The 20,790-nt window shown below is 44.5% G+C and carries 23 protein-coding genes; 5 read left to right on the forward strand and 18 right to left on the reverse strand.

Features of this window, described 5'->3' with window-relative positions; translation table 11 throughout:
* Window positions 1-353: 353 nt before the first annotated feature.
* Together IQP38_RS02040 and hemB are read right to left on the reverse strand one after the other, a co-directional pair.
* Entirely contained in the window at window positions 354-788 is a 435-nt protein-coding gene (locus tag IQP38_RS02040; RefSeq protein WP_193837246.1) for a GNAT family N-acetyltransferase, read from the reverse strand.
* Window positions 789-915: 127 nt separating this feature from the next.
* On the reverse strand, window positions 916-1,977 hold the full coding sequence (gene hemB / locus IQP38_RS02045) for a porphobilinogen synthase (protein WP_031777176.1): 1,062 nt from the start codon (window positions 1,975-1,977) through the stop codon (window positions 916-918).
* Window positions 1,978-2,161: 184 nt separating this feature from the next.
* Here hemB and IQP38_RS02050 point away from each other — a divergent pair, with 184 nt between their 5' ends.
* Window positions 2,162-2,923, forward strand: coding sequence for a TatD family hydrolase (locus tag IQP38_RS02050; protein WP_053349758.1), 762 nt, complete (start codon window positions 2,162-2,164; stop codon window positions 2,921-2,923).
* Window positions 2,924-3,383: 460 nt separating this feature from the next.
* Here the strand turns inward: IQP38_RS02050 and tatC are convergent, their stop codons facing one another.
* From tatC to rmuC, 7 genes are all read right to left on the reverse strand, one after another.
* Complete coding sequence (gene tatC / locus IQP38_RS02055; RefSeq protein WP_005379234.1) at window positions 3,384-4,136, reverse strand: twin-arginine translocase subunit TatC; 753 nt, start codon at window positions 4,134-4,136, stop codon at window positions 3,384-3,386.
* Window positions 4,137-4,204: 68 nt separating this feature from the next.
* Entirely contained in the window at window positions 4,205-4,603 is a 399-nt protein-coding gene (gene tatB / locus IQP38_RS02060; protein ID WP_033905892.1) for a Sec-independent protein translocase protein TatB, read from the reverse strand.
* A 3-nt stretch (window positions 4,604-4,606) separates the two neighbouring features.
* Window positions 4,607-4,852, reverse strand: coding sequence for a Sec-independent protein translocase subunit TatA (gene tatA, locus IQP38_RS02065; protein WP_005382958.1), 246 nt, complete (start codon window positions 4,850-4,852; stop codon window positions 4,607-4,609).
* A 52-nt stretch (window positions 4,853-4,904) separates the two neighbouring features.
* Window positions 4,905-6,539 carry a ubiquinone biosynthesis regulatory protein kinase UbiB gene (gene ubiB, locus IQP38_RS02070; protein ID WP_193837247.1) on the reverse strand — a complete coding sequence of 545 codons (1,635 nt, stop codon included), beginning with the start codon at window positions 6,537-6,539 and terminating at the stop codon, window positions 4,905-4,907.
* A complete protein-coding gene (locus tag IQP38_RS02075) occupies window positions 6,536-7,171 on the reverse strand; it encodes a ubiquinone biosynthesis accessory factor UbiJ (RefSeq protein ID WP_005379213.1) in 636 nt (211 codons plus the stop codon). The genes ubiB and IQP38_RS02075 overlap by 4 nt, the downstream gene beginning before the upstream one ends.
* Before the next feature lie 11 nt (window positions 7,172-7,182).
* The gene (gene ubiE / locus IQP38_RS02080) at window positions 7,183-7,962 is read right to left on the reverse strand and encodes a bifunctional demethylmenaquinone methyltransferase/2-methoxy-6-polyprenyl-1,4-benzoquinol methylase UbiE (RefSeq protein ID WP_017635022.1); all 780 of its coding nucleotides are present in this window, start codon (window positions 7,960-7,962) and stop codon (window positions 7,183-7,185) included.
* Between the two features lie 77 nt (window positions 7,963-8,039).
* Window positions 8,040-9,572 carry a DNA recombination protein RmuC gene (gene rmuC / locus IQP38_RS02085; protein WP_033905890.1) on the reverse strand — a complete coding sequence of 511 codons (1,533 nt, stop codon included), beginning with the start codon at window positions 9,570-9,572 and terminating at the stop codon, window positions 8,040-8,042.
* A gap of 168 nt (window positions 9,573-9,740) precedes the next feature.
* Here rmuC and IQP38_RS02090 point away from each other — a divergent pair, with 168 nt between their 5' ends.
* Together IQP38_RS02090 and IQP38_RS02095 are read left to right on the forward strand one after the other, a co-directional pair.
* The gene (locus IQP38_RS02090; protein WP_017635023.1) at window positions 9,741-10,646 is read left to right on the forward strand and encodes a DMT family transporter; all 906 of its coding nucleotides are present in this window, start codon (window positions 9,741-9,743) and stop codon (window positions 10,644-10,646) included.
* Window positions 10,647-10,840: 194 nt separating this feature from the next.
* Entirely contained in the window at window positions 10,841-13,288 is a 2,448-nt protein-coding gene (locus IQP38_RS02095) for an EAL domain-containing protein (protein ID WP_193837248.1), read from the forward strand.
* 18 nt (window positions 13,289-13,306) lie between these two features.
* On the opposite strand, the gene IQP38_RS02100 is transcribed toward IQP38_RS02095, so the two are convergent.
* The 4 genes from IQP38_RS02100 to IQP38_RS02115 are packed head-to-tail and all read right to left on the reverse strand — an operon-like array spanning window position 13,307 to window position 15,548.
* On the reverse strand, window positions 13,307-14,377 hold the full coding sequence (locus IQP38_RS02100) for an AI-2E family transporter (protein ID WP_182039623.1): 1,071 nt from the start codon (window positions 14,375-14,377) through the stop codon (window positions 13,307-13,309).
* Window positions 14,378-14,422: 45 nt separating this feature from the next.
* Window positions 14,423-14,749 (reverse strand): hypothetical protein, encoded by a 327-nt coding sequence (locus IQP38_RS02105; protein ID WP_005379200.1) that lies wholly within the window; start codon window positions 14,747-14,749, stop codon window positions 14,423-14,425.
* The gene (locus tag IQP38_RS02110) at window positions 14,739-15,251 is read right to left on the reverse strand and encodes a phage holin family protein (protein ID WP_005379198.1); all 513 of its coding nucleotides are present in this window, start codon (window positions 15,249-15,251) and stop codon (window positions 14,739-14,741) included. Before IQP38_RS02110 ends, IQP38_RS02105 begins: the two co-directional genes overlap by 11 nt.
* A 48-nt stretch (window positions 15,252-15,299) precedes the next feature.
* Window positions 15,300-15,548, reverse strand: a complete 249-nt coding sequence (locus IQP38_RS02115; RefSeq protein WP_005379196.1) for a hypothetical protein — start codon at window positions 15,546-15,548, stop codon at window positions 15,300-15,302.
* A gap of 361 nt (window positions 15,549-15,909) precedes the next feature.
* On the opposite strand from IQP38_RS02115, the gene IQP38_RS02120 reads away from it, so the two are divergent.
* Both IQP38_RS02120 and IQP38_RS02125 read left to right on the forward strand, forming a co-directional pair.
* Complete coding sequence (locus IQP38_RS02120) at window positions 15,910-16,347, forward strand: DUF2383 domain-containing protein (RefSeq protein ID WP_005379194.1); 438 nt, start codon at window positions 15,910-15,912, stop codon at window positions 16,345-16,347.
* A gap of 148 nt (window positions 16,348-16,495) precedes the next feature.
* Window positions 16,496-16,894, forward strand: coding sequence for a hypothetical protein (locus IQP38_RS02125; RefSeq protein ID WP_005379193.1), 399 nt, complete (start codon window positions 16,496-16,498; stop codon window positions 16,892-16,894).
* A gap of 202 nt (window positions 16,895-17,096) precedes the next feature.
* Here IQP38_RS02125 and IQP38_RS02130 read toward each other — a convergent pair whose 3' ends face one another.
* The 5 genes from IQP38_RS02130 to IQP38_RS02150 all read right to left on the reverse strand — a co-directional run bounded on the left by IQP38_RS02130 (window position 17,097) and on the right by IQP38_RS02150 (window position 20,420).
* Window positions 17,097-18,761: a diacylglycerol kinase family protein gene (locus IQP38_RS02130; protein ID WP_047103710.1), complete on the reverse strand. Its 1,665-nt coding sequence runs from the start codon at window positions 18,759-18,761 to the stop codon at window positions 17,097-17,099.
* A gap of 144 nt (window positions 18,762-18,905) precedes the next feature.
* Complete coding sequence (locus IQP38_RS02135) at window positions 18,906-19,337, reverse strand: hemerythrin domain-containing protein (protein WP_005379185.1); 432 nt, start codon at window positions 19,335-19,337, stop codon at window positions 18,906-18,908.
* A 103-nt stretch (window positions 19,338-19,440) separates the two neighbouring features.
* Window positions 19,441-19,638, reverse strand: a complete 198-nt coding sequence (locus tag IQP38_RS02140; protein WP_005379178.1) for a hypothetical protein — start codon at window positions 19,636-19,638, stop codon at window positions 19,441-19,443.
* Between the two features lie 8 nt (window positions 19,639-19,646).
* Entirely contained in the window at window positions 19,647-19,823 is a 177-nt protein-coding gene (locus tag IQP38_RS02145) for a DUF1328 family protein (RefSeq protein WP_005379177.1), read from the reverse strand.
* Between the two features lie 45 nt (window positions 19,824-19,868).
* Complete coding sequence (locus tag IQP38_RS02150) at window positions 19,869-20,420, reverse strand: BON domain-containing protein (protein WP_005379174.1); 552 nt, start codon at window positions 20,418-20,420, stop codon at window positions 19,869-19,871.
* Window positions 20,421-20,790: the final 370 nt, after the last annotated feature.

Here is a 20,790-nt window from a genome sequence, read left to right on the forward strand (position 1 = left end):
CATCGCATGTGGAAAAGATATTAATAGTGACGTCAAATAGAAATCGTAGAAAAGAAAAAAGCGACCCGAATGGGGTCGCCTAGCAGAAGTGGTAAAGCAAATTCTGTAAATAGAGCAGCTTAACCAAGAAGCTATAAATTACACTGGAAGCAATGTGAGCAATGTCGTGTCAAAAAGAATTCGTGCAAGTTCTCGGAAAAATGTTTCATCACTTCTCAACTTTCAGTTAATTAACTTCTGTTAATAAGTCACTCAACGTCCTTGTGAACTTTCCTCATTCCCTAAGACAGGTTTAATAATAATGATTCTCATTTCGTAGTCAACAGTTAAATGAGAAAAAATCTCATTTATTTTCACATTGCTTTAATGAAATGCACTCGAGATTCTCGAAGATTTACTTTTTCTTCAAACTTTTCAATTATATAGCCATTTCTCAATAACAAGCGAAGCATAGCCGGAAACTGGTTTCGAGATTTCACTTTTAATGTGTTGTAGCCTTGTTCTGCCACCCAATCCTCTTGAGCTTCCAAAAGCAGTTGTGCCACGCCTTCATTTCGAGCTTCAGGGACAACACCACCTAACCAGCTATAGAAAACACCATCCTCTAATTCGTAACCTATTTTGAAGCCGACAAACGTGCCATTTTTTTCTGCAACGAGGATTAAACTGTTTTTCTCTTCTAAACGTTGAGTCATGGAGTCTACCGTTTCTCCTTTCGAAAACTCGGTAACACGCGCCACAACTTGAAGTGCTTCTTCCAATGTGCCTTCACGAATCAGCATTGTCATTGTTCTCTTCTCCAAAATAAAAATACCCAAGCACCTTGGATTGTTACTGTTGTAATCCGCCTGAGGTTACTTGGGTATATACAGACGAACAACTCTTGTTGGTCTGGTATTTCTCACTGAGCGATAATTACTCTTCTGTCGCTTCCGGAGTACGATTTAGGTGTTGAGCAGTTTGTGCATTCTCTTCTGCCAACCACTCAGCAACGTCTTTCGCAAAGTACGTTAAGATGCCATCTGCACCTGCACGTTTGAAGCACAATAGTGATTCCATCACAATTTCACGCTCTTTGAGCCAGCCATTCATGATCGCCGCTTTATGCATCGCGTACTCGCCAGAGACTTGATAAGCAAATGTCGGTACTTGAAGTTCAGTTTTTACTCGGCGAACTACATCTAAGTATGGCATACCAGGTTTAACCATCACCATGTCCGCACCTTCATTGATGTCTAGCGCCACTTCGTGAATCGCTTCATCAATGTTTGCTGGGTCCATTTGGTAGTTTTTCTTGTTGCCGCCTTTTAGATTTGAAGAAGAGCCAACCGCATCACGGAATGGTCCGTAGTAGTTCGATGCGTACTTAGCCGAGTAAGCCATGATTTGAGTATGAATGTAGCCCGCGTTTTCTAATGCTTCGCGGATCTTACCAATTCGGCCATCCATCATGTCTGAAGGCGCGACTACGTCAGCACCCGCTTCTGCATGAGACAAAGCCTGCTTAACCAATACTTCTGTGGTTTCATCATTCATTACGTAGCCATCTTCATCGATGATGCCGTCTTGGCCATGTGTCGTGAATGGGTCGAGTGCCACGTCGGTGATTACACCAATTTGAGGAATGTGTTCTTTAAGCGCTCGTACTGCTCGCTGAACCAAACCTTCTGGGTTGTAGGCTTCAGTAGCACATAAGCTTTTAGCGTCTTGGTTTACGACAGGGAAAAGCGCGATTGCTGGAACGCCTAGATTTGCAAGGTATTGTGCTTCTTCTAGCATTAAATCAATCGACAAACGCTCTACACCCGGCATGGACTCCACGCTCTCACGACGATCTTTACCCATAAGAATGAACATTGGGTAAATCAGATCATTAACAGAAAGTTGGTTCTCAGCCATCAAACGACGACTAAAATCGTGCTTACGTAAACGACGCATACGGCGTGCAGGGAATGGACCTTGAATTGATACAGACACCATTTTCTCCTTGTCTGGACGGTTATGATGATCAAATCATCTGGTGAACAAAATCATATCACTCTTGATGCATGTTGCGAGTGACAATCTGGAAAAAGGTAATGAAAAAAACTGAAAATGACCCAGCACTCACACTCAAGTATACTTCGAATACGAAACCAACCATGAAGCACAGAGAGTAACGATGATCGATACCCACGCGCACATCTATGCTAGCGAATTTGATAACGACCGCGATGAAGTAGTACAACGCGCCTTAACGCAAGGCATTAATAAAATCCTGTTGCCAAACATCGATCTGGACTCAATTGAGCCCATGCTAAAAACCGAAGCGGCATATCCTGACGTATGCCACTCAATGATGGGGCTGCACCCTTGCTATGTGGATAACAACGTTGAACAAACGTTGGAGATCATCCGCGGTTGGTTTGAGAAACACAAGTTTATTGCGGTGGGCGAAATCGGTATCGACCTATATTGGGATAAAACCTATCGTGCTGAGCAAGAAATGGCGTTCGTAGCTCAACTTAACTGGGCAAAAGAGATGGATTTACCGGTCGTTATCCACACTCGTGATTCGATTGGAGAAACACTCACTTTGCTGCAACAAGAGCAAGATGGTCGTCTGCGTGGTGTATTCCACTGTTTTGGAGGCGGCTTAGAAGAAGCACAAGCAATCAATGAGCTAGGCTTCCACTTAGGCTTAGGTGGCGTATCAACCTTTAAGAATGGCGGGATGGATAAAGTCATTCCACATTTGGATATGCAGTGGGTCATTTTAGAAACCGACTGTCCATATTTAGCGCCGGTGCCACACCGTGGTAAACGTAATGAACCAGCCTACACTTCTCTCGTTGCACAACGTGTTGCCGACTTGCGTGATGTCGACATCGCAACCATCGATGCCATAACGACTGAGAATGCCAAAAAGCTGTTTAATATTTAGTTCACGAGAATTGAAAAAAGCGACGAAATCAACGTCGCTTTTTTATCACCTAAACTATTGAATGAACGATTCAACCCGTTGAAATAGTAGAACAATCCATACAAAATTATTGATAAACATAATAATTAACTAGCAACTCTACTTACTTCTCATATCGTCACTTTACTTCGTCCGCTTTGCAAAACTGTCGACAACTCGACACATTATTTTTCTATACTGATTTACGCCCATTAATTAGCGCAAATGTAAAACAGCATGAATATGGAAATTGAAGTGTGTACACATGGTGCTTACTTACAACGCGTACCGCGCAGTTTTTTTCAAAAGCTGCTGGGCATCAAGGAAGTATACGTATGCACAAAATGTGGTTACGTCATGAAAGTTAAGTAATTAGCCCAAGAAAAAACCAACCGCAAAAAAAAGCGGCTCAATTGAGCCGCTTTTCACATCTAGATTAGCCTTATTCTTCGGTTTCCGCTTCTACTTCTTCGCTTCGACGAGTATAAAAACGCGCGAAGAACAAACCGACTTCAAACAGTAAACACATCGGAATAGCGAGTAAGGTTTGCGAGATCATGTCTGGTGGCGTTAACACCATACCTACGACAAACGCAGCCACTATAATATAAGGACGTTTCTGTCTTAAATCTTCTGGTGTAGTGGCCCCAGTCCAACACAACAAAATAATCGCAACAGGCACCTCGAATGCGATACCAAACGCCATAAATAGCGCCAGCACAAAGTCGAGATAACTCGAGATATCAGTTGCAAACTCTACTCCACCAAGAGAGATGGCGGTAAAGAAGCCAAACACCAATGGAAATACCACGAAGTAGGCAAATGCCACTCCACAGTAGAACAATAGCGAACTAGAGAACAGCAGTGGCATGATCAATCGACGTTCATGCTTGTACAAACCTGGCGCTACAAATGCCCACACTTGATACAAGATAAACGGCACCGCAATAAATACCGAAGCGATTAACGTCAACTTCAGTGGCGTGAAAAAGGGTGAAGCCACATCCGTAGCAATCATGGTTGCGCCTTCAGGTAGACGCTCTACTAAAGGTGCGGAAACAAACTCGTAAATGTGGTTAGAGAAATAAATTAGTCCGACAAACACCACCAACACTGCCAAAATTGAGCGCAGTAGTCGGTTGCGAAGCTCCAACAAATGACTAATTAAAGGTTGTGTCTGCTCGACGGTAGACATGGCAAACCTCTTATTAAAAACCAGATCAAAAAGGAGCTACCAATCACTAGTAGCTCCTCCTAATGAGACTATTCGGCTTTCTTATCTGCCGCTGTAACCTTGCTCTCTTGCGCTTTCTCTACCTTTTCTGCTGCTGGCTCTGTTTTTACAGGCTCAGCCTCTGAATCGGTGTTCTTTGCGTAAGGACGATTTACAGATTGCGCTGCCTTCTTCAACTCTTCAACTGAAGATTTCAACTCAGGGGACAAATCATCCATCCCCATTTGTTCTGCTTTGCGCAAGTTTTCTTGCAGCTCTTGGACTTTCAGCTCGTGTGACAATTCGTCTTTGACGCTATTTGCCATACTCTTAGCGGCACCGATAAAGCGAGACACGCTGCGAATAGCATGAGGCAAACGCTCCGGCCCAAGAACGACCAGACCAACAACAGATATTAATACCAGTTCCCAAAAACCGATATCAAACACGTTTTACGCCTGCTCTTTGTCTTTTTTCGTTTCAGGAGCAGCTTCTTTTTTCTGCTGCTCTTCTAGACTTTTTGGTTCGAAGTCTGCGTCTTTGTCATTTTTCGCAGGTTCATCTTCGCTCATCGCTTTTTTGAAGCCCTTAACGGCACCACCCAGATCGCCACCGATACCGCGTAGTTTCTTTGTTCCGAATAGCAATACAACAATTACAGCAATGATTAGAAGTTGCCAAACACTGATACCACCCATTCTCTTTACCTCGGGTCTTTAAACAAACAAAAATATTTCAAGAGTTTAACGTCTATTGACGATAAGCTCGCCAACTAAGCAGCCAAAATGTGACACCTGCGATACCGCAGGCCAACGAAAGCTGCTCAAAAGCATCGTTCACCAATATTGCCGAGCATACGACTAAAGTCGCGCCAACGCCAAAAAAAAACTTTCCTGTCGCCTGCTGGCGCTTGCTCTGGCGATACCCTTGATAAAGCTGATCCATACGTTGATTCATCGCTTTACCTTGTTTCAGGCTATCGTAAAGTAGCTCTGGCAGTTCAGGTAATTTCTCTGCCCAAAATGGTGCGCGGTCTTTAATCGCATTCACTAGAGCTTGCGGCCCAACTTGATTCATCATCCATTCTTCCAGGAATGGTTTTGCGGTCTCCCACAAATCAAGTTGAGGATATAGCTGCCTACCAAGCCCTTCCACGTACAACAGCGTTTTTTGCAACAGTACAAGTTGTGGCTGAACCTCCATATTGAATCGACGTGCCGTGTTGAACAAATTCAACAACACATAACCAAAGGAGATTTCGCACAATGGCTTAGCAAAAATAGGCTCACACACAATGCGAATCGCGAACTCAAACTCATCGACATTGGTATCCGCAGGCACCCAACCTGAATCCACATGTAACTCCGCCACTCGGCGGTAGTCACGATTGAAAAACGCCAGGAAGTTTTCCGCCAGATAACGCTTGTCTTCGCTATTAAGTGTACCAACGATTCCGCAATCTAGCCCTATCCACATTGGGTTCTCTGGATGTTCGGGTTTGACGAACACATTACCCGGATGCATATCGGCATGAAAAAAGCTGTCTCGGAACACCTGAGTGAAGAACACACTCACACCGCGTTCCGCGAGCAATTTCATATTGGTGCCATTTGCTTTCAAGCCTTCAATATCAGAGACTTGAATGCCATATATTCGCTCAGAAACCATGACAGTTTCATTACTGAAGTCGGGAAAAACTTCAGGAACATACAATTCTTCGCTGCCCTCAAAGTTGCGGCGCAACTGAATGGCATTCGCCGCCTCACGTCGCAAGTCGAGTTCATCAAGCAGGGTTTTCTCGTACTCACGCACGACTTCAACTGGTTTTAAACGACGTGCTTCAGGCATCGCTCCGGCGACTATACGCGCCATTCGGTGCATCAGTTTTAGATCTGAATCAATGACTGGGCGAATATCTGGGCGGATAACCTTTAATACCACTTCTTGGTTAGTGTCTTTTATGCGCGCAGTATGTACCTGAGCAATCGACGCAGACGCCAGTGGTTTGATATCAAACTCGGTAAACCATTTTTCTAACGGACCACCTAATGCTTGCTCCATCTGCTTTTTTGCCAACTCGCCATCAAAAGGAGCGACTTGGTCTTGAAGTAAAGCTAGGGGATCAGCGATATGCGGAGGAAATAAGTCACGGCGCGTCGACATCATCTGACCGAACTTAATCCAAACCGGCCCCAGCTCTTGCAGTGCTAAACGCAGACGTTCACCGAGTGGTTTTTCTGGGTGCTTGTTCTTAATCCAAAACAAGCTTTTGCGCAGTAAAAGCGGCGCTTTGGTCAGTTGGTGATCGGGAAGCAGCTCATCTAAGCCGTATTCCAGTTGTACTTTGGCGATGTGGTATAAGCGCTTTAGTTCTGCTGGCGTCATGGTTTCTCCAATGCAGGCTTATCTGCATCCAGCTTATTCAGCAAAGCCGTTAAACGAGCTTCAATGCGAGAAGCCTGGCTGCGAACCTCATCAACTTGGTCGCAAAAATAGGCCACTTCTAACGGAGCGGGAGCCAGTTTCCATTCTTCAGTCACTACTTGCGCAAGATGACGCTGGTGTTTTTCTGCTTGAGACGCAAGAAAGTTGCCGATGTTTTTTGAACCTTGCACAAAGGTATGTGCGGCGACATCGCCAGTCACGCGAGACAACCACTCTTCAACATCTGGTTTGCAATCCACCATCAACTGAGAGAATTTCTGCGCCAATTGAATATCGCCTTCGAGTTCAAGTTTATCTTGTTTAATAAGACGAGTGATGTTGGCCTGATCGCGCAGCTCTGGTAACACACTCAAGTTGAGCGATAGATAGCAGTTAGGCTGCCCTTCGTAATGACCGAGCACATCAATTTGCTGACTAAAAACGAATGTCAGTGTTTTATTGATCTCTTTCAGGTGAACTTGAATAACTTGACCTTTTAGACGCGCTAAACGACGGCCCAATGCAGGGTCGTCTTTGATCAGTGTATTCAGTGACGTTTCAATCACAGCGGTGATAAGTGGTTCAAATGGCATGCCGTTAACCCTTAGAATTTATAACCGCGATGCAAAGCCACAATACCACCAGTTAAGTTGTAGTATTTGGTGTTTTCAAAACCTGCTTCTTGCATCATGCCTTCCAGCGTTTCTTGGTCTGGATGCATACGGATTGACTCCGCTAGGTAGCGGTAACTCTCTGAGTCATTCGCAACTAGCTCACCGATTCTCGGCAACAAGTGGAATGAATATGCGTCGTATACTTTCGATAACGGCTCTAGCACTGGTTTTGAAAATTCCAACACCAATAGACGGCCGCCTGGCTTCAGTACGCGGAACATTGAACGAAGCGCTTTGTCTTTGTCAGTCACATTACGCAAACAAAAACTGATGGTGATGACATCAAAATAATCATCTGGGAACGGCAGTTCTTCTGCGTTGGCTTGAACGTAATGCACGTTACCCACAATACCGTTATCACGCAGTTTATCGCGACCAACGTTAAGCATTGAGTTATTGATATCGGCAAGGATGACATGGCCTTCATCGCCAACAATGCGCGAGAATTTCGCCGTCAAATCCCCCGTACCACCACCTAGGTCAAGAATACGTTGGCCAGGGCGAGCGCCACTACAATCGATAGTGAAGCGCTTCCAAAGGCGGTGAATACCACCTGACATCAGGTCATTCATGATGTCGTATTTTGTTGCCACGGAGTGGAATACTTCGGCAACCTTAGTCACTTTTTCGTCTTTTGCCACTGTAGAGAAACCAAAGTGAGTGGTTTCATTCTCTAACGCTGTATTGGATTGCAAACTTGTGTCCGTCATTCTAATTCCTCTTAGGCAGCGCTTTCCTCTACGGGGCGTTTGTTGACAAATAAAATCGCCCACTGCACTGCGGGCGATTAGTTTACTTTATCCTCAGCCGGATGTCTTTCTACTAACGGGTCATTTTCTGAAAATGCATCACTCTGCGCTAACTGCGCGAGGTCGGAAGAAATCGGTCGTTTAATTTCAACTCCCAAGTGTTTAAAGCTTTCGGCTTGGCGAATCACATTTCCGCGCCCTGTGGCAAGCTTGTTCATCGCACCTTGATAGCTTTGATTCGCCTTATCCAGCGCACCGCCGAGCCCCTCCATGTCGTCTACAAACAATCGTAATTTGTCGTAGAGTTTTGTCGCACGCTGCGCAATCATTTTGGCGTTTTCATTTTGGCGTTCATTGCGCCATAGATTATCAATGGTGCGCAGTGCCACCAGCAACGTTGTTGGGCTCACCAAAATGATGTTTTGCTCCATCGCGTCTTTGATCAAACTTGGATCGGCTTGAATCGCGACTTGGAACGCCGGCTCAACCGGGATAAACATCAGAACATAGTCCAAACTCTGAATACCTTTGAGTTTGTGGTAGTCCTTCATACTTAACCCTTTGATATGTGCACGTAGAGCAGCTAAGTGCGCATTCAAAGCCTGATCGCGCTCAGCATCAGTTTCGGCGTTGAAGTAGCGCTCATAGGCAACCAGCGCCATTTTAGAATCCACAACCACTTGTTTGTTTTGTGGGAGATGCACAATGACATCAGGTTGGTAACGCTTGCCTGCTTCATTTTGTAAGTTCACCTGAGTCTGATATTCGTGCCCTTCACGCAAGCCAGATTCGGCAAGTACCCTAGCGAGCACCACTTCGCCCCAGTTACCTTGCTGTTTGTTGTCCCCTTTCAACGCTTGGGTCAAATTAACCGCTTCGCGCGTCATTTGCTCGTTCAAACGTTGCAGGTTTTTCAGCTCATGCACTAGGGTATGGCGCTCTTTAGCTTCTTGGCTAAAGCTGTCATTAACGTGCTTTTTGAACCCTTCTAACTGTTCTCTAAGCGGTGACAACAAGCCTTCTAAACTCTGACGGTTTTGCAAATCGACCTTCGCGGTTTTTTCTTCAAACAATTGGTTGGCCAAGTGCTCAAATTGTTGTTTCAAGCGTGCTTCCGCTTGTTCTAAAATTTGCAGTTTTTCGGCATTAGCTTGGTTAATTTGCTCATGGCGAGCTTGCTGTTCACGCAGCTGCGTTTCTAGACGTGATTTGTGTTCACGCATTTGACCAAGCTCATCAAAGTATTGCTGGCGCTCTTGCTTTACAGCCTCGAAGTAACGCAGTTTTTCCATTGCTGCCATCAGCTTTCCATGTGTTTGGCGTACTTCAAACGCGGCTTTATCGCGCTCATCATCTAATTCATCCAACTCTTGCTGGGCATCGGCAAGGCTTTGCTTGACCTGTTCAAGTTGCTGTTGATGAAGCTGTTTTTCTGAAAAAAGTTGTTGCTCGAGAAGCTGAGTTTGGGTGATAAAACGCTGTTTCACCCACCAACCGGCAGCGACACCACTAAGCGTGGCAGCACAAAGAGAAGAGAGAATGAGAGATTGGTACTCAAGAATCCATTGCATAATAGCGAGTTAGCCTGTGTTTTGTATCTATAACAATGGTATTTAGACACTGGATAAATGTCCAGTTTGTTGGATGAAAAATCCTCGCATACACTAGGCCTTCCTATAATATTCTTTCTTCCGCTCAAATTATCCAAACCGAGCGGCACATCATCACGCAGAGGCATCATGAACGAGCGTCGCGCCCTAGGATTTGGGCTCTCAGCAGTATTACTTTGGTCTACCGTTGCAACCGCATTTAAACTCACGCTGGCAGAATTTACGCCGATTCAAATGCTATGCATTGCCAGCATCGTCTCTGCGATTGCACTAACAGTAATCTGTGGTGTGCAAGGTAAACTGGGCCAGTTAAGCGCTACATTTTTCTCAAACCCTTGGTATTACCTACTGCTTGGGTTGATTAACCCTTTGGCGTATTACGTTATTCTGTTCAAAGCATATGACTTGCTGCCCGCATCTCAGGCTCAAGCGATCAACTACAGCTGGGCCATCACCTTAACGCTAATGGCCGCTGTTTTCTTAGGACAAAAGATCCGTGGTAAGGACTGGCTGGCTTGCGGTTTTAGTTATGTCGGCGTGATAGTGATTGCCACACAAGGCAATCTTTTAGGCATGGAATTTGAGAGCCCGTTGGGTGTTGGCCTTGCGCTGCTATCAACACTGCTGTGGGCCGGTTACTGGATTTTAAATACCAAAAATAAGGCCGACCCTGTGGTTGGCGTTCTGCTCGGCTTTTTGGTCGCTATTCCATTCGCCATTGGTTTAAGTCTTTATGAAGGTGCGAACTGGCAGATGATCTCAGCTAAAGGCTGGGCAGCGGTGACGTATGTCGGACTGTTTGAAATGGGGATCACTTTCGTTTTGTGGCTGAGCGCACTCAAATCAACGCAAAACACCGCGCGTATCAGTAATCTGATCTTTGCTTCTCCATTTATCTCACTCATGTTGTTAGCTACCATCATCGGCGAAGAAATTCATCCTTCAACCTTGATTGGCCTGGTATTGATCATCAGTGGCTTAGTCATTCAGCAAGTCTCATGGGGCAAGAAAACCAAAGCGGTAAACGCTTCTTAATCACCTATCAAAAGCCCTAAAAAACGATGCAATAAGTTGGATAAAAAAGAGATATAGATAACATTTTAATGATAGAAAGCACTTTACGCTGCTAGGATTTAGCTACGCGTTGGATACGATACTCACAAAGCCCAATAGCTTACGCTAGATTCTAATATAATTACCTTTGGGCGATTTAGGACTCGTTATTAATTATGTTTCGCTTCGCTATTCCTTCGCCTTTGATGGCAGACTGGCAACACGTTCTGCGACAATGCTGTGATGTAACTCAAGCTCAGGGACAGCTTTATACTCTGAGCGATACTCAGCAGTGGCTATCGACTGAGGTGTCCACCTCAACCCAAAATCATCGTGCTATCATCGATGTGATAACGCAAGTTGTCGATCACTTTACGCCGACAGATTTTACAGTTAGCCATACCCCCTTTGAAGAGCAAACCTTGAGCATTGGACCGATTTGGCTACCTAATGGCGAATTGCTTGCCGTACTGACACTGACTCACCCTAATGATCAATCAACGGTTGTTTCGGCATGGCTAAGCGCAATGGCGGGGCGGATCAGCTTTGATATCAACTTGCACTGTCAGCAAGAACAAACGCGACATCAAAGCGCGGAAATAAAGCCAACACCAACACTACAAGAGTTTATCGACTGCCTTGAAGACCACGTATGGATAAAAGGCATGGATGGTCTTTATTCGATGACCAACCGAAGCGTAGAAAATGCGTGGCAAAAAACCAACAGTGAAATCATTGGAAAAGACGATTTTGCTCTGTTTAGCCATGAACGTGCGGAAAAATTCATTGATGCCGATAAATTGGTGGTAGCCACGGGCACGCAAAATATTGTTGAAGAATGCCGTCAAATTGATGAAAACAATAACCCCACTTGGCTAGAAACCATTAAGTCTCCTGTCCGTGATCATGCGGGAAACTTAATCGGCATTCTGGGGATGACACGTAACATCACCCGCCGAAAAATGGTAGAAACGCAGCTCTCCTTAGCGTCCCAAATTTTCAACAATTCGCAAGAAGGCATGGTCATTACAGACCGCAATGCCAACATCATTGATGTAAACACGGCTTTTACCCAAATTACAGGCTACCGCTCTGAAGAGGTGATAGGAAAAAACCCACGAATTCTGCGCTCAGGCCATCATGATCAAGGTTTCTATAAACAGTTGTGGCATCAACTCGAAAACAAAGGCCAATGGAAAGGCGAATTCATCAACAGAAAGAAAGATGGCAGCATTTATCCGCAATTAGCGACCATTAGCGCCGTAATGGACGATAAAAACCACCTTATTAACTACATTTGTGTGTTTGAAGATATCTCTGTGCGTAAGGCACACGAAGAAAAGCTGCAACGCATGGCTTTTTACGATCCATTAACCAATCTACCCAATCGCACCCATTTACTCAGCTTACTCGAACAACACATCGAAACCGGACACAAAAACCAGCAGACGTTTGCCACCCTATTCTTAGATATCGACCATTTCAAACACATCAACGATAGCATGGGCCACTTCTGTGGTGACCAATTGCTGTCTAAGTTAGCGATTCGTCTGCAAGATGTTCTTCACCTCAATGCGCATGTGGCTCGCATTGGCGGCGATGAATTTGTGATTATTTTGCCAGACATCCATAGTGATGTTGCCTTATTGGAAACCGTCGGCGATATTCTAAGCGTATTCCAGCAACCATTCGACTTGGCAAATCACGACTCACTTCGTGTCTCGACCAGTATTGGTATTGCCTTGTACCCAAGAGACGGTCAAGACAGTGAAACCTTACTGAAAAACGCAGACACTGCGATGTACTTAGCGAAGAAAAATGGACGCAACGGCTACGCGTTTTACTCACCGGATTTGACCGATAAATCCGTATCCCATGTACGCATTCAATCCGCTTTACATCAAGCAATAGAAAAACAACAACTCCGGTTAGAATTCCAACCGCAATACAACTTGGAACAAAATACGATTGTCGGCGTGGAAGCTTTATTACGCTGGCAGCATCCAGAGTTTGGCCTTGTACCACCAGCAGACTTTATTCCAATTGCAGAAAAAACAGGGCTGATTCAAAGCATTGGTGAGTGGGTGTTACAACAAGCTTGTTTGCAAGGTAATGCTTGGCTAGACCAGGGCATCGAGTTTGGCAAAATCGCCGTCAATGTTTCTGCGTTGCAGCTTCAGCAGTCAAATTTCATTCAGCGATTAAGTACTATCCTCGATAACACCGGATACCCTGCCCAACGGTTAGATTTGGAGATCACAGAGAGCTTTTTACTGATCGACCCTCAACAAGCCATTGCATCGTTAAATCAATTACGAGAGCTGGGTATTGAGATTTCTCTGGATGACTTTGGAACTGGCTATTCGTCTTTGTCTTACTTGAAAGGTTTGCCAATCAACAAACTGAAAATTGACCGCTCATTTGTCAGTGATGTCCCAAGTAATAGCGACAGCAACGCGATTGTGAATGCCATTATTGCCATGGGAAAAACGCTGTCGTTGAAAGTCGTCGCGGAAGGGATAGAAACTCGGGAACAAGCCGATTATTTATTCGAAAAAGGCTGTATTTATGGTCAGGGATATTTATTTAGTCAGCCAGTGAGCGCTGAAAAACTGTTTCGTTGAACCAGCTTGCTCCTCAAGTCACTCTCGCGGTGCCACGTCCGCGGAAATGATTTGTTTTGCTTGATTTTGGGTTGATTGGCATAGCTCTAGACGATCAACCAAAATATTGATACAAACCAGCAACGGCACACCGATCAATAGTCCCATTCCGCCCCAAAGCCAGCCCCAAAAAACAAGCCAAACAAAAATCACTAACGGGTTTAAGTTAAACCTTTTCCCCAATAGTGTTGGTGTAACAAACTGACTTTCAATCAAATTGAGCAGTAAATAGATAGACACCACCGTCAGCATAAAACTGACCGACTCCAACTGAAGATAAGCAACAAAGCCAAAGCTCACCATGGATATGACAGGGCCGAGGTACGGCGCAAAATTCATCACGCCTGCAAATGCGCCCCATAGAAATGGATCTTCAAGGCCTAGAACAAAAAACACGGCCCCGACACTCAACCCCAACCCCGCATTCACTAAAGTGATGGTGCCAATGTATCGAGATAGGTCTTTCTGTAGCGCTTTGACCAACTCAATCGCTTGGCGCTGTTTGGCGAACCCATGTAAGTAAGACACTGACTTTCGAAATAAGCTTCGTCCATGATTGAGCATAAAGTAAACCATAAACAGCACGATCATCGCTTGTGTCAAAATCGTCGGCGTAGTGGTCGCGAGCGTTTTTACCAAAGAAAAGACGGTGTTGTTCCCGACCTCATCCATACTCATATCATTGGCGATATTCAATGGAGTATTAAGGTGATCAGCCGAAGCTTTAGTAACTTCGCTTACTTCTTGCGACACATTTTTCACGATACTGGGCAGCTCAGACCACCATTGCTTGGCGGGCTCCGACATGGCGGCAAGACCAATAATTGAGGCGCCAACGAGGAATGACAGCGTCAACACGACGGTAATAGCACGTGGTAAACCTTTGTCTTCAAGATAATTAATGAAAGGACTGCACAGCAGAGAAATAAAGGTGCTAAGCACAATAGGTAACAATATTGGCTTGGCAAAATACAGCCCTGGGACGAGTAACAGGACGAGAAGCGTTGCACCAATCGCAGTGTTGGCAGGAATGTTCAATTTCGCTGTCATAATAAGCTCAGAATCGGTAAGAAAATTTTGCGGTGAAATCCGCTATTAGAGTGGTTCGCCCTCTGTCGTAGCAGCGTTGCTTACTTGTGTTGCTGCATTTCCATTTTGCTCCGCATCTGACTCATCCAGAGAAGCTGCCGCGACCGGCTTTGTGAGCGAATCGGTAATATCAGACACGCTGCTAACCAATAGCCCCATTGACGAAATAGAAGAAGTCAGTCGAGACAATCGACCTGCTTTTGCTGCGGTAACGGCAACGACAGCACTAATGCCTAATGTCGTCCAAGGGTTTTCTCTCACAAACTTCTTGGTGGTAAACGTGAACATTTCCATCGACAAACAGCATTGCTCTAGAGACGCTTTACCTTCCATCCGCTTGATCCGCATGGCTCGATTGAGCTTTTGTAGCGAGCGCATCCCACCCCTCCTGTAATTGTTCTGTCGTATTTTTGAATCCAAGAAATCCAACTAAACGCTTCTGCCACCAGGCTAAAGCAAATAATGCCAAGCCTAATGATGTGATAAATACACCCACGGCAACATATACGTTGGCAGTTAACTGATAAGCCACCACCCCAGAGGCAAGGCACAAACTGAATACGAACAATACCGACAATAGGGTAAAAACAACGGTACACAGCAAAATCTGACGCACTGCGGACACGTTAACTTTCATCTCCAAGAGGAACAAATCCAACGTTGAACCTGACCATGCTTTTAGCGATTTCGTCAGTTGGTCCAATTGCGCAAGAATGCTGCTCAAACCATTAATGGTTTGTTGGATATCCTGTTCTTCTGCCCCATCAGGGGCTCGGCCGCTGTCTGAAGCCGCCGAGCCTGATTGCTGATTGGTAACTTGCCCTGAGTTATTCATGTGAAGCCTCGCCTTTCTGTTGTGTGGCTTAATCCTTGGTGACCACTATTATTTGATCAGCTTCGAAACCGCCCAACCAGCAAGGAAGGCACAGCCTATGCTCAGCAATGGGCGCTCCTTGATTACATTTTCTGCCGACTTAGTCGCCTGCTGAACTTGCTGTGCACCTACATCCAGCTTCTCTTTGGCTTGGTCTTTCATCGCGCCAACGGCTTCCGTCGTGGCTTGTTCCGCTAAGTGATATGCTTCTTCTAACTGCTCTTGAGGTTTTACTGTGCTTTCTTTTGTAGTAGCCATAACTAGCCTCCATTAATGAGTTGAATAGTGAATCAAGTGAAACAATGTTTGACCTCACTTACTCCCTACAAAGCCATATCCATGCCAGAATTTTAAGTTATTGTTTTTTATTGATTTTATTTTTATTTTGATAAAAAGCCGTATCTGTACGTGTAATTCTTTCCAGGCTTTCCCCGCCATTCTTGTAATTTTTTCTTAGCGCCTTACCGACTGTTAGCAAGTTATTGCAAAACAAGATATTAAGTCACTGATTAATAAGACTTAAAGTTCATTGGCATACAACCTGCAACTGAAGACGAAACATCGTGTTTGTATTCCATACGCTCAAACACCCCTATCACCAGTAAATAAGGAGTGGCATATGAAAAATGAAAACATCGCCTCAATCATTGAGCTTATCGAAAGCGGAAATGAAATTTACAACAAGGCCATCGAGAACATCGACAACACTTCTTTGAATAATGTGTTGGTAGAACTGCTCAGAGTACGTGAGCGTGCAGTCATTGAGCTCACTCCCTACTCTCTAGCAAGTAACAATGAAGAATCTGCCGACGACACTCCGGTTTCCTACACCATCAAGGCGCGTGAGGTCTACAGCGACGTGATGAAGGAAGTGTCCTCTGACAAAGAGTCTATGTATTTAGAACAGCTTGAAGGTGTCGAAAGCAAGGTACTCAAAGAGATTGAGAATTTGATTACTTCCCACCCAGAGCAGGCGGATAACTCGGTTCTGCTGAAAGTTCGTAGCGATATAAAAAGCTGCAAAGAAAAACTCAGCAGCATCAGCCTTATTAGCTAAAACTTGGTGGTCGCCTTTGCAATAAAGCTCAGTATTGAGCAAAGAAATGGCCAACTTGCTTTGGCCATTTCTGACAAGCCCACAGGCGCATTAACATAACCATCACGAGAAATGTCCCACGACAATAGTCATAAATAAAGAGGTCACTATGACATTGGATAACAATCGAGTAAGGGAGCTACTCGTAAAAATGACACACCATCGCCAAACGTGTTTGCCTCTCGTTAACCCGCAATCACATATGACACTCGCAAGAGCGGCATATCGATTCGTGAAAATAGAAAAAGTGATGATCAAAAAGATGGCGAAGCTGTTCTTCGATCAAGATGGTGAACAATTCATTGCAGAAAATGCCACCGAATACGGCGTTGCCGAGTTAGGCAATTACAAAGAAATGCATTTTATGAATAAACTACTGTTAGATGATTTAAAAGCCCTGCTTAGAGCCATTGACGACACCAACTTAACCGCACTTGTTTCTTATTGGTTAGCTGCTTTACAAGTTGAAAACGATGAAATTGAAAAGCACTTACCTCAGGGTGAGTAATTGTACTCGCCCTTCTTTCTTTCACTTTGTTTAAACCACATCCCCAATCAACCTAGTAAAAGGTGCAGATAGAAAAAAGCCGCTGCATCTACGCAGCGACCTTGATAGCCTTTTTACGACGCACACCAAATCATCAAACAACACAGAAAAAGCGCCATGTAGAATACGAAGCAAATGGCGCGTTATCCGCGGATTATCTGTGTTAAAGCGAAGCTGATTTACGTCTCTGGCTTGGAACAAATACGTTCAATGACTTTGGACGCAGCTTGATTGCCAGTTGCTCATCAGAATACAGTTCACCATCAATCACATACTCAATCGGTTTATTCGCAGAAATAGTGACGCTCTGAGCCGTCGCGTATTGAAAATGTGTCGATTCTTCCTGTGCGCCTACGCTCGTTAATGTCAGATCCGACAATGCGATAAGACGTCCGCCTAAAGACTCGGTGTTATCTAAATATGTGATATGCAGCTTGCCATCATCAGGCTGCGGCGCATCACCACCTTGGGCAAGCAACGTACTAAATGGAGCGATATTCGCAACGACAAAACTATGGACTTCAAGCGTTTGTGTATTATTGTCGTGGTTTCCATCTCCAGTTGGAGCATCTAACGAAACGGTTAAAGCTTGCGTTTCTTCCGCCACTACAGCATTAAAAAAGCCGGTGAGGTAAGCGAGTTGTCCAAAAACATTTTTCTCTTCTCGCTGAGCGTGCTCGATCATTTTCTGTTCTAGCCCAATGCCTAAGACCAATAAAATAAGCCGCTGATTACATTCCGCAGTATCAATACGTTGGCAGTGTCCGCCAAGCAACGCTTCACACGCTTTTTCGACCGGTGAGAATTTTGCGCCAACGCCATAGAGCACATGACATAACGCATTGGCAGTTCCGAGCGGAACAATACCGAGTTTGAGGTCGGTATCCACCAATTGGCTCGCCACCTCTGTTACTGTGCCATCGCCACCAGCTACGATGATTTGCTTAGCTCCACTTTCTTTTGCCTGTTGTGTTAGCTGCTCGGCGCTGAGGTTTGTGGTGGTTTGATGAATACTCAAGCGATATTTTTTGGTTAGTTCACGAATCAAGTGCTGTTCGTTTTCCTCCCATTTGCCGCCACCTGCAACAGGGTTAACCACCATCCAAGTGGATTGATCCAGCCCCAGTACGCCTTTTTCACTGATCGCTCGTAACGTCCTAATCTGTAATTTATTCAATCTCGCGGTACTGCGTACGTCATTGATTTTTTTCATCACGGATTCAACCGTCAGTGACGGGTCTTTGCTCAGTAAATACGCCGCCACAACAAACACTGAACGACCACGCCCTAACGCACAATGCACAACCACTGCCCGCGAGCACGAGATTTGAGTATCAATCCAGTTAATCGCATGGCGAAGGCGCTCTAGCGTCGGGGCTTTGTGGTCGAGTACCGGAATCGAAAGGTAATGAAACTGCTTGTCGGTCATCGCACTTTCAAGGCCTGCAAATTCTGCGGTGACATCGACAATACAAGAGATTTCATTGGATTCGAGAAAATCTAAGTCACTCTGAAACAAACGGCGAGATAGGTATAAATTGTCGCTGACTTTTTGGATTGGAGGCACTGTATCACGCCGTCTTTCCCAGGCGTTATACGCTCTAGCCCCCAATAGAAATGGGATGAATGCCCAGCGAATCCACCTGACAATCTTGCCATCTTGGTTTTTTCTAAAAATAGAGGGAATGTCGAATACGTAGGCTACGCTGACCAACGCTAAAGAAAGAGATATCCACAAGAACAGCAGACTAACGATAATTTGAGGCGTATATATAGCGGCCAATAAACTGATCAGAGCGCCAAGAATATAATATTTGATGATAAACATTCGCTCTCCTTGCCTTCAGCGAGTGCACTTTTTAGTGGAAGTTAGAATACGCGGGGGATTGAGCTTGGATACATGAACTTGAGTAAACGCCTTGATTGAGTGCCTTCCCGTGCCGAAATGGCACGAAAAGGTCCAACACTCTACCTAGCTTGCCATCTCTTCAACATAACCATCCGCTAGTTTCATTTTCTGCTTATCGGTCATTACCTTACCGGCTAACTGGAAGAAACGCTGCTCTTCTTCCTCAAGATGGTGCAACACTTTGTGACGCAAGGTTTTCATTAGGTTGAGCCACGCTGGCGAGCTCATATCGGTTGCATCAAGCTGTGCAATCACTTTATCAATTTCATGATGCTCTGCGATGCCATGGCGAGTGAGATCAATGGTCTTATCGCTATCTATTAAAGGCGCGTAGAAAAATCGCTCTTCTGCCGCTGCGTGCTGTTCGAGTTCCTCTTTAAGGTTGTGGTAAAACTCTTCACGAGCGGGGGAATCTCCAGACGTTTCCATCAGAGCATCGAGTAAAAGGCGCTGCTTTTCATGACTCTCTTTCAGTACATCAAATATGTTTTTCATCTTTGACTCCTTATCTGATTGTAAACAATTGGGACAAAAGGAAGGGCGGTGATTGACCGCCCCTCTCTTACATAGCTATGCGTAAAAACCTAACCTGATTCGGCTAACAATCTTGGTCTTCAGCGTTTAGGTTTTCTTTAATGTTTTCACATTCATCTTCAATCGCATTTTGGGTTTCTTCGGCGGCTTCATCTATCTTTTTGCCGGCCTGTTCCATTGGCCCTTCTTCACTACAAGCTGCCAACGCAAACACCAAACCGAATACTGCGGCGATACGGTAAATAAATGACGTAAGTCGCATGGAATCTCCTATCTATTTACGTTTTTTCTTCCCAGCAGAACAATCACTATTGATACAATTAATGACAATAGGAATAGGTAAAATATCACTTGCGCGATAGAGGCAGCAGCTCCTGCAATACCGGTAAAGCCTAATAGTGCAGAAATTAGTGCCAGTGCCAGAAAAATAAACATCCAACGAACCATAGTGTTACCTCCTAATAAAAGTGGGTTAAATCACTCGGCTCGCTATTATTGAACCACTTCTAGCTTATCAATCACCTTATTTACGTCATTGGTGTTATTTGCAATTGAAATTGCAAGATCATGCTCCGCATCTGAATTAACTTTACCTGCCAACGTTACCGTTTTGCGTTCTGTCGTTACATCAATATCCGTACCACTCACATTGGTATCCATTAGTAGGCGCGTTTTAACTATAGTCGTGATTTTAGAATCGGTCAGTGTAGCTAAAGCTTCTGAATCAGTTTCTTTCTTGCCTTCATTCACTACTGACAATTCGTTGTTTACTTTTTTCACACCATCAAGACCAGTAACAAGCTCTTCGGCAAGTGATTTTTCAAGATCATTGTTTACCGAACCAGAAAGGGTAACGACCTGATTCTCTACATCGGTATTGATATCAAAAGAGTTGAGATTGCTGTTTAGCAGTAGTGTGGTTTCAGCTTTACCATCTAGCCAAGCGTCCATGGATTCTTTTTCCCATTTATCACTCGCTAAGACTGCTGTAGATGAAGTAGCAAGAACTGACGTAAGTACAATTTTAGCTGCGATGTTATTCATGGTAATTCTCCTTTATTGACGTTGCACTTCCCTAGGAGCAAACCATGTGCCAACTTTATAACTCATTGTTTTTAATTGACTAATAAAGGAAAGAGGTAAAAATGAGATGAGCAATAAAGTATAAGCATGAATTATTTACACGTAAAAAATGTAATTTTTAATCGGTGATAAAGCCTCCGTCACTTGTGCCTAAATAACCTGATAAAACAGAAAGGCTATTTCCCCAGAATCAATTAATAGCAAACTTATTATTTTAAAAATAAAAATCTGAACAAAAGGAAATATCTACTGATGGCTCTCACCGATATATATCAAAAAGGGGCTAACAACATAAAAATACCGAACAAATCCTTAAATCTATGCTGACAAT

It is taken from the genome of Vibrio sp. OPT41 (assembly GCF_015163595.1).
Taxonomy (GTDB): domain Bacteria; phylum Pseudomonadota; class Gammaproteobacteria; order Enterobacterales; family Vibrionaceae; genus Vibrio; species Vibrio alginolyticus.